Raw genomic sequence first — 13561 nt, forward strand, 5'->3', positions numbered from 1 at the left:
CGGGCATCGAGCCAGCACCTTCACCCTCCGCATATCGAAAGGACCCGGCCATGACCGAGTACACCCTGCCCGACCTGCCCTACGACTACTCCGCACTTGCACCTCACATTTCAGGGCGCATTATGGAGCTGCACCACTCGAAGCACCACCAGGCCTACGTCACTGGCGCGAACACCGCTCTCGCGCAGCTTGCTGAGGCGCGTGAGAGCGGCAACCTCGCCGCGGTGAACAAGCTTGAAAAGGACCTCGCGTTCAACCTCGGTGGCCACATCAACCACAGCGTGTTCTGGGAGAACATGTCTCCGAACGGCGGCGGCGATCCCACGGGAGAGCTCGCCGAGGCGATTGGCAGCAACTTCGGCTCGATCGAGGCGTTCCGCGCACACTTCGAGGCGACCGCGATGGGCGTCCAGGGTTCCGGCTGGTCGGTGCTCGCATGGGACTCCGTCGGCGCTCGCCCGGTGGTGTTCCAGCTCTTCGACCAGCAGGGCAACGCACCCCTCGGCGTCACCCCGCTGCTGCAGCTCGACGTGTGGGAGCACGCGTACTACCTCGACTACCAGAACGTCCGTGCTGACTACGTGAAGGCGTTCTGGAACGTCGTCAACTGGGAGGACGTTGCACGCCGCTTCGCTGCCGCGCGCACGCAGACCGCGGGGCTCATCACGGCGCAGAGCCGCTAAACCCCGCAGCGGGCGTGTCGGGGGCGGCACGCGCGCGGTTGAGCCCGGTGCGACACCAGTTCGCACCGGGCTCAACGCAGTACACTGGGCGGCCGGGGGCTCGACTGGGCCCGCCGCCAAGCCCGAGGAGCGCCATGTACGTGAAGATCTGTGGACTCCGCGACGCTGCGCACGGCGCACTCGCCGCGAGCCTCGGCGCCGATGCGGTCGGCGTGGTGATGAGCGAGGGAAGTCCTCGGAACGCCAGGCCGGAAGAAGCGCTCGCCGTTATTGCTGCGGCACGGGCAGCAGCGAGCACGCACGCGACCGGGATCGACACGGTACTCGTGGTGAGCCGTACGCCCGCGCGCGAGGCTGCGGAGCTTGCTCGCGATCTCGGTTTCGACGTACTCCAGTTGCACGGCCGATACTCACACACAGACATTGCCGCGGCCCAGCGGGTGATCCCTCGCGTGTGGCGCGCGGCGTCGCTCGCGCACTTCCCGGAGCTCCGCGCCGGAGAGTTTGGGGAGGAGCGCCTCCTTGTTGACGGCGCCGTGCCCGGCTCGGGCGAAACGTGGGACCTCTCGCAGCTGGATCCCCAGCGCCTTGGCGCCAGCTGGGTCCTCGCAGGTGGGCTCGCACCCGAAAATGTGGCGGCGGCGATTCGCGCAGCACACCCCGGCGGAGTCGACGTGTCGAGCGGCGTCGAGTCGGCACCTGGGCTCAAGGATCCCGAGCTCATCAGGCAGTTCATCGCTGCGGCGCGCCAGAGCCAGGTCACGAACGCATAACGGAAGAAACCCCCGGTCCAAGCTCCTTTCACACCAACACGGTGAAAGACTTCGCGCGAAACCCCTGGTCAGAATAGCCCAGCCCTCGCTAGCGTAGGACAGTGGCCAGAACCCGGCCGCTGTTCAAAGCAACGCTCGGAGGCTGAGAACCATGCCGAAGTCGAACCCTACGGGGAAACGAACCATGAAGATCACGGTTCCCACCCCACCCCCGCTCCCCCACCCCGGCCTCCTGCCGGGCATCGGCGTCGAGCAGACAGGGATGCGATTCCCCACCAACTGGGTGGTGCTCATCGTCACGCTGACCCTCACCGTGGGAGTGATCGCGTGGGCGTTCATCGCGCCCGACAACCTCGCCGAGGTGGGCGCGGCATCCTTGGCATGGGTCACCGCGAACTTCAGCTGGCTCTTCGGGGCGCTTGCCATCACCGTCGTGCTCTTCATGCTCGTCGTCGGCTACGGCCGCACCGGCGGCATCCGGCTCGGCGCTGACGACGAAGAGCCCGAGTTCTCGACCGCATCGTGGATCTCGATGCTCTTCGCCGCGGGTCTCGGAATCGGTCTCCTGTTCTACGGGCCGCTCGAACCGCTCACCTACTTCCTCTCCCCGCCGCCAGGCCTCACCGAACAGGGTGGAACCGCCGACGCTGCGCTTCCCGCACTCGCCCAGACGATCCTGCACTGGGGCCCCATTGCGTGGGCGTTCTACGCATTGGTCGGTGGCGCGATCGCGTACAGCGCGTATCGTCGCGGCCGCGCCCCACTGATTTCTGCGCTATTCGAGCCGGTGTTTCCCGGCAGTTCCCACCGCGCGCTGGGCCGCACGATCGACATCTTTGCGATCATCGTGACGCTCTTCGGCACCGCGGTTTCGCTCGGGATCGGGGCCTTGCAGATCGAGAGCGGCTTCCGCATGGTCACCGGGATCGGCCCGCTCGGCAACACGTTCCTCGTGGGGGCGATCGCGATCCTCACCTCACTCTTTATCGCCTCAGCTGTTTCCGGTGTGAAGCGCGGCATCCGCCGGCTGTCAAACCTCAACATGGTGCTCACGGGAAGCCTCGGCCTCTTCGTGCTCATCGCGGGGCCGACCGTGTTCCTGCTGAACTTCTTCCCTTCGTCGCTCGTCGAGTTCTTCGAGCAGCTCGGCCTCATGCTCGCCCGCAACCCGAATCAGGGAGGCGAGACGGCAACCTTCCTCTCCTCCTGGACTACGTACTACTGGGCATGGTGGGTGTCGTGGACGCCGTTCGTGGGGATGTTCATCGCAAAGATTTCCCGTGGGCGCACGCTTCGCGAGTTCGTCACCACCGTGGTGCTCGTCCCCTCCGCGATTGTCATCGCCTGGTTCGTCGTGTACGGCGGCACCGCGATCTACATGAGCCTGAACGGGGTTGACCTCCAAACCGGCGACTCCGGCGAGGAGGTACTGTTCCATCTCCTCCAGCGACTCCCACTCGGCATGCTGACCTCCGTGGTCGCAATGATCGCCGTCGTCGTGTTCTTCGTGACCGCCGCAGACTCCGCATCCATCGTCATGGCATCCATGTCCCAGGCTGGACGACCAGAACCCTCCCGGTGGGTGACAATCCTCTGGGGCCTCCTCCTCAGCTTGATCGCCGTTTCTCTCCTTCTTGCGGGCGGTCGCAACACACTGGGCGGCCTGCAATCGCTCATGGTGGTGTCGGCGCTCCCGTTCGCGTTCGTGGTCATCGGCATCATGTTCTCGTGGGCGAAAGACCTCCGCACGGATCCCTACATCATTCGCCGCAAGTACGCTCAGGCCGCCATCGCGCAGGGTGTGCGCCGTGGCATCGACGAGTACGGTGACGACTTCGTGTTCGGCACAAGCGAGGTCCCCGCAGACGAGGGCGCGGGCGCGGGCTTCGACAGCACAGATCCGGTGCTCACCGAGTGGTACGTCGACGCAACCACCGGGCCCATCCAGCAGCTCACCCCAGAGGACGTGCGACGGACCCTCGAGCCGGGCAAGATCCAGGAGAAGGGCCCTGACCGGCCCGATCACTCAGCATCCGGCGATGCTTCACTCACCGTCGGAGAAAAGCCGTACGTGGCGCCCGAAGACACTCAGCCAAATGCGGCCGAGCACGAAGAGAAGCCCGACCCGAACACCCAGTAGCTGAGAGCGAACACCGAGAACTGGCGTTTCCAAGCTCCCGGTTGTAACCTGTTCGTTATCTTTGCCGAGCGTCCGCGCACGGCACCGCCGATCGAAAGTCCGCATGCCCGATTCATCCTCCCCCGCGCCGAAATCGTTCCCGTCGCGTCGCGCCCTGCGCGAAGCGGCCGCATGGAACGCGGCGCCGACTGAGCCGCAGCAGCAACACGTTGCGACGCAGCCCGAAGCACCCGAAGCACTCGAGCAGCAGCCCGCGCGTCCCGCCGCGCAGGCACCCGCGGTAACGCTCCCCGAGCCGCCTGTCGAACACGACGGCCCGATCACCGGTGGGTACGTGCGCGTCCCACTTCCGGAGCGCGACCTCTCCTCGGCGAGGGCGGACGACGGCAGCGCGCCACGTGCACGTCGCCCACTTCGGCGCCGAATCGCTGCGGCGGCGGCGGCCGCGAGCGTCGGGGGGCTCGTGCTCTCCGCCGCCGTGCCGCTCACGCAAGGCAGCGAGGATGAGGTCGTCGCTGCAGCAACGCAGCAGCGACTGTTCTCCGAGGTGTCACCGGAAGACATTCCCGCGTCACTCGCAGAGATCACCGCGGTCGACGTCGACGAGGCCATCGCCGGCACCTACGCGTATCGCGCACGAGCGCTCGTCAACTACCCATTCCAACAGTCCGTGCTCCTCACTGATCCGTTTGGGTACCGCACGGCCCCGGTTGAGCAGTTCCACGACGCGCAAGACTTTGGCGCCGCAGCGGGTACTCCGATCTACGCAATCGCAGACGGCACGGTTCTGGAAGCAGGCTTCGCGAGCGATGGGTGTGGCTTCGGTCTCAAACTCGAGCATGAGATCGACGGGAAGGAAGTGACGAGCCGCTACTGCCACATGCAGGATGCCTCGCATTCGTACTCGGTCGGCGACACCCTCATGATGGGCGACCCCGTCGGCCGAGTCGGCGCGACCGGCATGGCCTTCGGCGCGCACCTGCACTTGGCGCTGCGCGTCGACGATCAGCCCGCCGACCCGATGCCGTTCCTTGCAAAGTACAGCCGCATGGACCGCGACGAGAAGACGACCACGAAGAACGCGCCGGCGACCGCTGAGACCCGCTCTGGCACGAGCTCCTAAGCGCGCAACACAGAGAAGGGGGCCATCGCGTACGCGATGGGCCCCCTTCTCGGCATTTCAGGGCGCTGGGCCCCGGAGATTACCGAGCGCTGAGGCCGCTCGTCACCCGAGCCCAGTCAGCAAGCTTCGCTGCCGCGCGACCCGAATCGATCGCGTCCTCCGCGACCTTCAGCTTCTCGCTGAGGCGCTCGAGCAGCGCGCGCTCCACGGACTCCGGGTTGTTGGCCAGGTCGTAGGCCACGAGGCCTGCGGCTGCGTTGAGCAGCACGATGTCGCGCACCGGGCCTCGCTCACCCTGCAGCACCCGGTGCACCACAGCGGCGTTCTCCTCGGGAGTGCCGCCGACGAGATCCTGGATCTGGGATCGTGGGATCCCAAGCTCCCGGGGATCAATGTCGTGCTCCGTGAGACCACCGCGGCTGACCTCCCACAGGCGCGAGTGGCCGGTCGTGGTCAGTTCGTCGAGCCCATCATCGCCTCGGAACACAAGAGCTGAGGCACCGCGCAGGCGGAACACACCCACGAAGATCGGCACACGGTCGATATCTGCGACACCCACGGCCGAGGCCTCGGGGCGCACCGGATTGCAAAGCGGCCCGAGGAAGTTGAACACCGTCGGAATGCCGAGCTCCGCGCGGGCGGGAGCCACGTGCCGGAATCCCGGAAGGAAGCGCGCGGCGTGCACGAATGCGATCCCAACCCCTGAGAACGTCTGAGACACCGCGGCCGCATCAAGCTCGAGATCGATCCCGAGGGCACTCAGCACATCAGAGGACCCCGACTGACTGCTCGCCGCGCGGTTGCCGTGCTTGACCACGGGCGCCCCGGCAGCGGCGGCCGTAATGGAAGCCATAGTCGAGATGTTGACGGTACCGAAGCGATCGCCCCCGGTCCCTACAATGTCGAGCGACATGGCGGGCAGGTCGAGCGGCAGCGCCTCCGCCAAGATTGCGTCACGGAAACCGATCACCTCGTCGACCGTCACGCCCTTCGAACGAAGGGCAACAAGGAATGCGCCGATCTGAGCGCCACTTGCTGAACCGGTCATGAAATTGCTCATGGCCCATTCAGCTTGGGAAACGCTGAGATCCTCGCCGTCGAGCAGCGTGGTGAGAACGGTGGGCCAGGTGCGTTCATCGATCATTCCGCAATTGTATCGAGGCGACGCGCCAGCTTCCGACACGCAGGGACCGAGGCCCACACTCACGAGAACACGCCAAATTTGGCCGACACACTCACGGATCGCCCGCCCGATGTCCACAATCACCTCCGCGAAGCGGTAGGCTTGTCAGGAATCTCGCAGAAAGTTCGGCGCGCCGGTCACGAGTGAAAACGCACACCAAACTTTCAGCCATAATGGAGGGGTGACAACGACCACTATGAATACCAAGTCAGCCGTGCCTTCGGTGAAGCGACCGAATCTCGTCGCCGTCGGCACGATCGTGTGGCTCGGCAGCGAGGTCATGTTCTTCGCGGGCCTGTTCGCGATTTACTTCACGCTGCGCGCTATGAACCCAGAGCTGTGGGTTGAGCAGACCGCCAAGCACAACTTCACCTTTGCGCTGGTGAACACACTGATTCTGGTTGCGTCCTCCTTCACCGCTCAGGCCGGCGTCTTCGCCGCAGAGCGCGGCCAGCCTCGCGCCACCGGCAAGAGCCCCGCACAGTGGGGAACCGTTGAGTGGTTCTTCCTCACCTTCTTCATGGGTGCGATCTTCGTTGCGGGACAGACCTGGGAGTACGCCACCTTCGTGTCCGAGGGCATCACCCTTGCGTCCGATCCCTACGGCTCTGCCTTCTACCTCACCACGGGCTTCCACGGCATCCACGTGTCGCTCGGCCTCATCGCCTTCCTTCTCGTGATCGGCCGCATCTACGCGGTCAAGAACTTTACGCACAAGGAAGAGACCACGGCCGTCGTCGTGTCCTACTACTGGCACTTCGTCGACATCGTCTGGATCATCCTGTTCATCGTCATCTACGTCCTGCCACTCGTGCAGGGCTACTAAGGGGAGGCCAGTACTCATGGCTCGCGCCAAGAAGAACGTCCACAAGACCGGACGCCGACACCCGCTCGCTACCGCAGCCCTCGTTGCGGTCGGCCTGCTCGTGACCGGAGCTGCGTACGCTGGCTTCAGCCAGACCTCAGCCACCGCTGAGATCGACCTCAACTCCCCCGCCACCATCGAGGCCGGCGAGAAGCTCTTCGGGGCGAACTGTGCAACCTGCCACGGTGCAGGCGCGCAGGGCACGCCCGATGGCCCCTCGCTTGTCGGCGTTGGTGCGGCATCGGTCAACTTCCAAGTTGGCACCGGCCGTATGCCCCTTGCCTTCCAGGGCCCGCAGGGCATGGTCAAGCCGCAGCAGTTCTCCGAGGAGCAGACCCTGCAGATGGCTGCCTACGTGGCGTCCCTCGCACCGGGACCGGCTCTGCCCGAGACCCAGTACCTTCAGGCAGACAGCGACGATGAGGGTATCGCGAAGGGCGGCGAACTCTTCCGCATCAACTGCGCGATGTGCCACAACGTGTCGGCCGCCGGTGGCGCCCTGACGCAGGGCAAGTTCGCCCCGAAGCTCACCGGTGTTGCCCCCACGCACATCTACGAGGCAATGATCACGGGCCCGCAGAACATGCCCGTCTTCAGCGATGCGAACATCACGCCGCAGCAGAAGGCCGACATCATCTCGTACCTCAAGTACATCGAGGAGAAGCCCGCTATCGGCGGTCTGACCCTTGGGTCGATCGGCCCGGTCGCTGAGGGCCTCTTCATCTGGGTGATCGGACTGGGCGCCATCATTGGCCTCACCGTTTGGGTCACCGCGAAGTCGAACTAAGTTCGACAACGCAACGAGTTCATGAGTCAGGAGTCAAGGAGCAACATGGCAGAGGAAGCGAAGAACAACGGCGGCGCCGTTGTCGCAGCCCAGGGCCACGGCTCGGCCGATGGCGCGGCTGGGACCGCCGTCATCTCGTCGGACGCCGTGCAGAATCCCGGCCTTCCGCCGCACCGCAAGCGCGTCACGGATCTGGATCCTAAGAAGGAAAAGGGTGCGGAGCGCACGGTCTACACCCTCTTCTACCTCTCCATCGCTGGAAGCTTGGGCGCGGTTCTCGCGTACATGTTCCTCCCGATCGAGACGGGCGATCCGATGGCCATCCGCGTGCACACGCTGGTTGTCGGCCTCGGCATGGCGCTCGCCATGCTTGCCATCGGTATCGGTGCGGTCCACTGGGGCAAGGCCCTCATGGCCGATCACGAGTCGATCGACGAGCGTCACCCGGTCCCCAGCGACACGGAAACCCGCGAGGCATCGGCTGAGATCTTCAAGCTTGCAAACGAAGAGTCGGGCTTCTCGCGCCGCTCGCTCGTGCGCAACAGCCTCATCGGCGCACTGATTGCCTTCCCGCTCCCCGGCATCACCCTGCTGCGCGGCCTTGCTCCGCAGGATCGCGATCCCGTACAGCTGCTGAAGCACACCATGTGGACCAAGGGCGTCCGTCTCGCACGCGATCCCTCCGGTGTGCCGATCAAGGCCAGCGAGGTCACCATCGGTTCGGCGTTCCACGTCATCCCCGAAACCCTCACGCACGAGGACTTCGCAAAGCTGAGCCTTGATGAGCGCGGCGGCAGCGAGACCCTTCTCGATGCGAAGGCCAAGGCCATCGTTCTCCTCATGCGTCTGGACCAGAGCGAGCTCAACGAGCTTCCCGAGCGCGAGAGCTGGTCGTACGACGGCATCGTCGCGTACTCGAAGGTCTGCACCCACGTCGGCTGCCCCGTTGCGCTCTACGAGCAGCACACGCACCACCTGCTGTGCCCCTGCCACCAGTCGCAGTTCGACGTCTCCGAGCACGCCAAGGTTGTGTTCGGTCCCGCGAAGCGCCCCCTGCCGCAGCTGCCGATCACGGTCGACGATGAGGGCTACCTCGTCGCGCAGAGCGATTTCCATGAACCTGTCGGCCCGAGCTACTGGGAGCGTCTCAAGTGAGCAGCACCGTAACCGAATCGCCCGCGCAGAACGGCTCGAGCCGTTTCACGTCCGCGGCCGCGAACTACATCGATGAGCGCACCAAGATCGGTGTTGCTGTCAAGGAGTTCGGACGCAAGGTCTTCCCCGACCACTGGTCCTTCCTTCTCGGCGAGGTCGCGCTGTATAGCTTCGTCGTCATCCTGCTGTCGGGTACCTTCCTGACGCTCTTCTTCCAGGCGACGATGATCGAGACGCACTACACCGGGCCGTACGTCCCGATGAAGGGTGTCGAGATGTCGGGCGCTATGGCCTCGACACTGGACATCTCGTTCTCTGTGCGCGGTGGCCTCCTGATGCGTCACGTCCACCACTGGGCTGCGCTTCTCTTCGTTGCCTCCATCGGCCTGCACATGCTCCGTATCTTCTTCACCGGCGCATTCCGCAAGCCCCGCGAGCTCAACTGGGTGATCGGCTTCGTTCTCTTCATCCTCGCGATGGCAGAGGGCTTCACCGGCTACTCGCTCCCCGACGATGTGCTCTCGGGCAACGGCCTCCGCATCATTGATGGCCTGATCAAGGCGATCCCCGTGATCGGCACCTACCTCTCCTACTTCTTCTTCGGTGGAGAGTTCCCGGGCACCGACATCGTCGGCCGTCTCTACATGCTGCACATCATGCTGCTGCCCGCACTGGTCATCCTGTTCGTGGCACTGCACCTCGCGTTTGTGGTCATCCACAAGCACGCGCAGTACCCCGGCCCGGGCAAGACCCAGCAGAACGTTGTTGGCTACCCCATCCTCCCCGTCTACGCAGCGAAGGCTGGCGGCTTCTTCTTCATCGTCTTCGGCGTGATCCTCCTGATCGCCTCGATCGTGGGAATCAACCCGATCTGGGCATACGGACCGTACGATCCCTCCCCCGTTTCGGCTGGTACTCAGCCTGACTGGTACATCGGCTTCGCGGACGGCATGCTCCGTCTGATCCCGCCGGGGCTCGAGACTGAGTGGTTCGGCTACACCTGGTCGTGGAACATGTTGCTCCCGATCATCATCATGGGCGGCTTCATCGTCCTCGTAGCGATCTACCCCTTCATCGAGGCCTGGGTCACCGGCGACAAGCGCGAGCACCACATTCTGGATCGCCCGCGCAACGCCCCGACGCGTACCGCAATCGGTGCAGCCGGCGTGACCTTCTACGCGGTAATGTGGGCCGGCGCAAGCTCGGACCTCATGGCAACCCACTTCCAGCTCTCCATGGAGGGCGTGATCCACGCACTGCAGGCCCTGCTCATCCTCGGCCCGATCATTGCGTACATCGTCACGAAGCGGATCTGCCTCGCGCTCCAGAAGAAGGATCGCAGCATCGCGCTCCACGGCTTCGAGTCCGGTCGTATCGTTCGCCTCCCCGGCGGCGAGTTCGTCGAGGTGCACAAGCCGCTCGACGAGTACGAGCAGTGGGAGCTCGTGAGCTACCACGACTACGCGCCGCTGATGCTCCGTCCCAACGATGACGGCCGCATCCCCTTCTCCAAGCGCCTGCGTGCTGGCTTCAGCCGCTGGTTCTTCGAGGATCGGATCGTTCCGCCCACCGCTGGCGAGATCGAGCAGAGCAAGCACGAGGGTCACTAACCCTCACCACGGCTGTGGCCCCGCAGGATTCATTTCCTGCGGGGCCACAGCCGTTTCTGCGCCCTCACACCACTTGGCGCCGTGCGCTTGGCTCCGTCCTCCTGTCCTCCTGTCCTCCTGTCCTCCTGTCCTCCTGTCCTCCCGTCGAGGGTAGATTGCCTGCGCGGGGGCACGTTAGTGCCGCATGAATCGAGCCGTTGCACAGCCAGAATGCTCCGAACGACTGCGAGGTGGCCGCCAGCGTTGTGGGCCGTCGTCAGAGGTACGCATCCCGTATAGGCTGGGACCGGGCGGCGGGCGCGACGCAGCGCGGCACGCAGGCGCTCTCCCAGCAGCCCCTTCTCTGCACTGCGTCGTTCTGCGAATACGCTCTTCTGCAACTGCGCCCGTCTGCGTCGCGCCCGTCTGCGTTGCACCCATCCGCCCCGCCCCTCCGCGGCCCCCGTTTGCGGAAGCCCGGGGCATCTCGAGGCACACCCAGAGCGCCCAACGGGCAGGGCTGGGGCGAGGGCGTATCGAGTGCGAGAGACCGGCTCGAGGAAGCCGGGAAGAGGCTAGGCCTGGCCTGTGAAGATGAGCCAGAGGAGCAGCAAGTTGAGCGCCACAATCAGGCCGACGACCATCCAGGACACCACGCGGAGCCAGGCGCCGTTCTGGAAGGTGCCCATCACGTCGCGCCGTTCGGTCAGCCGCGCCAGCGGGATCAGTGCAAAGGGCAGCCCGAAGGACAGGAGCACCTGACTCAGCACGAGCGCCCACGTCGGATCGATGCCCACGGCGAGCAAGATGAGCGCCGGCACGAGCGTAATACCCCGTCGCACAAGCATCGGAACGCGGATGTGCAGGAGCCCGGACATGATGGTTGCACCCGCGTAGCATCCCACCGAGGTGGAGGCCAAGCCTGAGGCGAGCAGCCCAATTGCGAAGATCACGCCGATGGTCGGGCCGAGTGCATCCGTGATTGCCGCGTGAGCGCCCTCGATGGAGTCGGTGCCAGCGACTCCGGGAAGACTCGCCGCCGCGAGCAGCAGCATCGCCACGTTCACTCCCCCTGCAACGACGAGCGACAGCGCCACATCCCACCGGGTAGCGACGAGCAGCCGTTGGATGCGCCCAGGCTCGTTGTGTGCGCCGTGGCGGTCGCGGGCCAGCGCTGAATGCAGGTACACCGCGTGCGGCATCACCGTCGCGCCGAGCATGCTCGCCGCGAGCAGTACCGTCTGCGTCCCTTGGAAGCGCGGCAAGAGACCTTCCAGCATGCCCTGAGGGTCGAGCGGGCTGAACAAGAGCCCCGCAAGGAAGCCGATGGTGATCACACCGAGCAGACCCATGACCAAAAACTCGAAGGTGCGCTGCCCTCGTCGCGACTGCAGCTGCAGCAGCGCCATTGAAACGACGCCGACGATGAGGCCGCCGATCGGTAGCGGGACGCCGAATAGCAGGTAGAGAGCGAGCGCTCCACCGATCACCTCGGCGACGTCGGTGGCGGCAGCGACGAGCTCCGCTTGGAGCCAGTAGAGCCGCCTCGGCCACCGGCGCAGCCGAGATCCCAGCACCTCGGGCAGGCTCTCCCCTGTGACAAGGCCAAGCTTGGCGGAAAGGTACTGCACAATCATCGCCATGAGGTTTGCAGCAATGAGTACCCAGAGGAGCAAGTAGCCGTACTCTGCACCCGCCGTGAGGTTTGCGGCCACGTTCCCCGGGTCGACGTACGCGATCGCTGCGACAAAGGCAGGCCCGAGGAGGTTGATCCCACCGCCGCGACGCCTGCCCCGGCGACCATCAACCGGTGCCGCATCCAGCGACGCTGCGCCAGATTCGCTCTGTCTACTCACAAAGTTAGACTACTCGAACTTACGGCTTCAGTTCGTCTCCCTGGTCGGAGTTGTGCGCGCTACAGCTCCAATTGAGTGGCCACGCGTTCTGAGCTGTGCTCGCCGGCTTCACTGCGAAGCGCGCCTGCGGCACGAACGAGAAGGTTTCCAAGAGCTGCGGGTTCAACATGTTGCTCGAGTTCACGCAACAGCGGAGAAAGGTCCGAGGCCAGCGCTGGATCCTGAGCGGTAGCATAGGCCTGGTATACGACGCGCACCGCGCCGATTGGGATCGCCTGCACGCCACGCGGATCCGGTTCGAGCTCAACAATGGATACGACAGCGCGCGAAACGCATGCGAGGAAGAGCTCCTGCTTGGTGCGAAAATTCGCGTAGACGTGTGGCTGAGGCACACTCGCACGGGCTGCGATGCGCCCGGTCGACGTGCCGTGGAAACCAAAGAGGCCGAACTCGATGAGTCCGGCCTCTTGTAGGCGTTCGCGATTCTCGCCTGGCCGGCGCCTAATGCGACGCTCGGTCATTGAACTATCCCAGTTCGAGAATCTTGCGGTAGTGCTCCCCCACGGGTTCAAAACCACGGTGGTTGTAGAAGGAGCCGATACGCGCGGTGGAGGCGGAGAGCTGACGTACGCCGCGCCCCATGCAGTAGTGCTCATTCGCCTGCATCAACCGGTCACCGACTCCGTGGCCACGCGAGCCCTCGTCGACGACGATCTCCTGCAAGTGAGCAGTGAGCCCCGGAGCGTGGAGCAGACGGGAGACTGTCATGAGGGAGTACCCCACAACCTTCTCGTCGAGCTCGGCGACGAACAAAACGTTCGTCTCCTGATCGCGGTGTCGAAGGATGTTATCGAACGCGACGAGGAACTCGTCGCTGCCGATGGTCTCGCGGCCGGTAGTGAACTGTCGGGCCAGAGCGAGGACGGCACGTGCGTCCTCGCTCTTGCCACGGCGAATGATGATGCTCACGCGGGATACCGACTAACGGGCGAAGTTGCCGCGGTAGTACTCGTACACCCAGCCGACGATGCCAACGGCAACGAGCGGAACGGTGAAGAACGAGAGCCAGAAGTTGAAGCCGATGCACATGCCCAGCACGACCAGCGAGATCGAGAAGGCAAGGAAGAGCGGCCACCAGCTCCAGGGGCTGAACTCGCCGAGCTCGGGGTCCCCGTCGTCGATGTCGGAATCCAGGCGGTCCTCAACGAGAACGCCGCCCTGCTTCTTCTGCACCAGCATGAGGTACACCGCGATGAAGGCGGTGAGCCCCGCGGAGAGCAGGATCGAGGTCGATCCTGCCCACTCGACGCGACCGTGATCGATCAGGTTCCACACCGTGTACACCGTCGCAAGAAGCGTGAAGTACGCGGTCAGGATCCAGAAGATGACGATATTGGATTTCATAGC

13 protein-coding genes are annotated in these 13561 nt (G+C 64.8%); 8 read left to right on the forward strand and 5 right to left on the reverse strand.

The annotated features are described in order from the left end of the window. Nucleotides 1-50: 50 nt before the first annotated feature. The 4 genes from ACR81A_RS08210 to ACR81A_RS08225 all read left to right on the forward strand — a co-directional run bounded on the left by ACR81A_RS08210 (nt 51) and on the right by ACR81A_RS08225 (nt 4719). A complete protein-coding gene (locus tag ACR81A_RS08210) occupies nt 51-683 on the forward strand; it encodes a superoxide dismutase (protein WP_202382810.1) in 633 nt (210 codons plus the stop codon). 134 nt (nt 684-817) lie between these two features. Beyond that, nucleotides 818-1456 carry a phosphoribosylanthranilate isomerase gene (locus tag ACR81A_RS08215; protein WP_202382811.1) on the forward strand — a complete coding sequence of 213 codons (639 nt, stop codon included), beginning with the start codon at nt 818-820 and terminating at the stop codon, nt 1454-1456. Between the two features lie 184 nt (nt 1457-1640). Next, the gene (locus tag ACR81A_RS08220; RefSeq protein WP_237462801.1) at nt 1641-3596 is read left to right on the forward strand and encodes a BCCT family transporter; all 1956 of its coding nucleotides are present in this window, start codon (nt 1641-1643) and stop codon (nt 3594-3596) included. A gap of 103 nt (nt 3597-3699) precedes the next feature. Then, a complete protein-coding gene (locus tag ACR81A_RS08225) occupies nt 3700-4719 on the forward strand; it encodes a M23 family metallopeptidase (protein WP_440311568.1) in 1020 nt (339 codons plus the stop codon). Nucleotides 4720-4798: 79 nt separating this feature from the next. Here ACR81A_RS08225 and trpD read toward each other — a convergent pair whose 3' ends face one another. Further along, the gene (trpD, locus tag ACR81A_RS08230; protein ID WP_440311569.1) at nt 4799-5863 is read right to left on the reverse strand and encodes an anthranilate phosphoribosyltransferase; all 1065 of its coding nucleotides are present in this window, start codon (nt 5861-5863) and stop codon (nt 4799-4801) included. Nucleotides 5864-6098: 235 nt separating this feature from the next. Here trpD and ctaE point away from each other — a divergent pair, with 235 nt between their 5' ends. From ctaE to qcrB, 4 genes are read left to right on the forward strand one after another with little or no spacing between them, the layout of a single operon-like run. Continuing rightward, nucleotides 6099-6728 carry an aa3-type cytochrome oxidase subunit III gene (ctaE, locus tag ACR81A_RS08235; protein ID WP_202382815.1) on the forward strand — a complete coding sequence of 210 codons (630 nt, stop codon included), beginning with the start codon at nt 6099-6101 and terminating at the stop codon, nt 6726-6728. 16 nt (nt 6729-6744) lie between these two features. Continuing rightward, nucleotides 6745-7554, forward strand: coding sequence for a cytochrome bc1 complex diheme cytochrome c subunit (gene qcrC / locus ACR81A_RS08240; RefSeq protein WP_202382816.1), 810 nt, complete (start codon nt 6745-6747; stop codon nt 7552-7554). A 45-nt stretch (nt 7555-7599) separates the two neighbouring features. Then, the gene (qcrA, locus tag ACR81A_RS08245) at nt 7600-8709 is read left to right on the forward strand and encodes a cytochrome bc1 complex Rieske iron-sulfur subunit (RefSeq protein WP_202382817.1); all 1110 of its coding nucleotides are present in this window, start codon (nt 7600-7602) and stop codon (nt 8707-8709) included. Next, nucleotides 8706-10319, forward strand: a complete 1614-nt coding sequence (gene qcrB / locus ACR81A_RS08250; protein ID WP_202382818.1) for a cytochrome bc1 complex cytochrome b subunit — start codon at nt 8706-8708, stop codon at nt 10317-10319. Before qcrA ends, qcrB begins: the two co-directional genes overlap by 4 nt. 554 nt (nt 10320-10873) lie before the next feature. On the opposite strand, the gene ACR81A_RS08255 is transcribed toward qcrB, so the two are convergent. The 4 genes from ACR81A_RS08255 to ACR81A_RS08270 all read right to left on the reverse strand — a co-directional run bounded on the left by ACR81A_RS08255 (nt 10874) and on the right by ACR81A_RS08270 (nt 13558). Continuing rightward, complete coding sequence (locus ACR81A_RS08255; RefSeq protein ID WP_440313140.1) at nt 10874-12121, reverse strand: Nramp family divalent metal transporter; 1248 nt, start codon at nt 12119-12121, stop codon at nt 10874-10876. 92 nt (nt 12122-12213) lie between these two features. Beyond that, nucleotides 12214-12675, reverse strand: a complete 462-nt coding sequence (locus tag ACR81A_RS08260) for a TetR/AcrR family transcriptional regulator (RefSeq protein WP_202382819.1) — start codon at nt 12673-12675, stop codon at nt 12214-12216. A gap of 4 nt (nt 12676-12679) precedes the next feature. Further along, a complete protein-coding gene (locus ACR81A_RS08265; protein ID WP_202382820.1) occupies nt 12680-13123 on the reverse strand; it encodes a GNAT family N-acetyltransferase in 444 nt (147 codons plus the stop codon). Nucleotides 13124-13135: 12 nt separating this feature from the next. Beyond that, entirely contained in the window at nt 13136-13558 is a 423-nt protein-coding gene (locus tag ACR81A_RS08270; RefSeq protein WP_202382821.1) for a cytochrome c oxidase subunit 4, read from the reverse strand. Nucleotides 13559-13561: the final 3 nt, after the last annotated feature.

The organism is Leucobacter chromiireducens (genome assembly GCF_051993095.1).
GTDB classification, from domain to species: domain Bacteria; phylum Actinomycetota; class Actinomycetes; order Actinomycetales; family Microbacteriaceae; genus Leucobacter; species Leucobacter chromiireducens.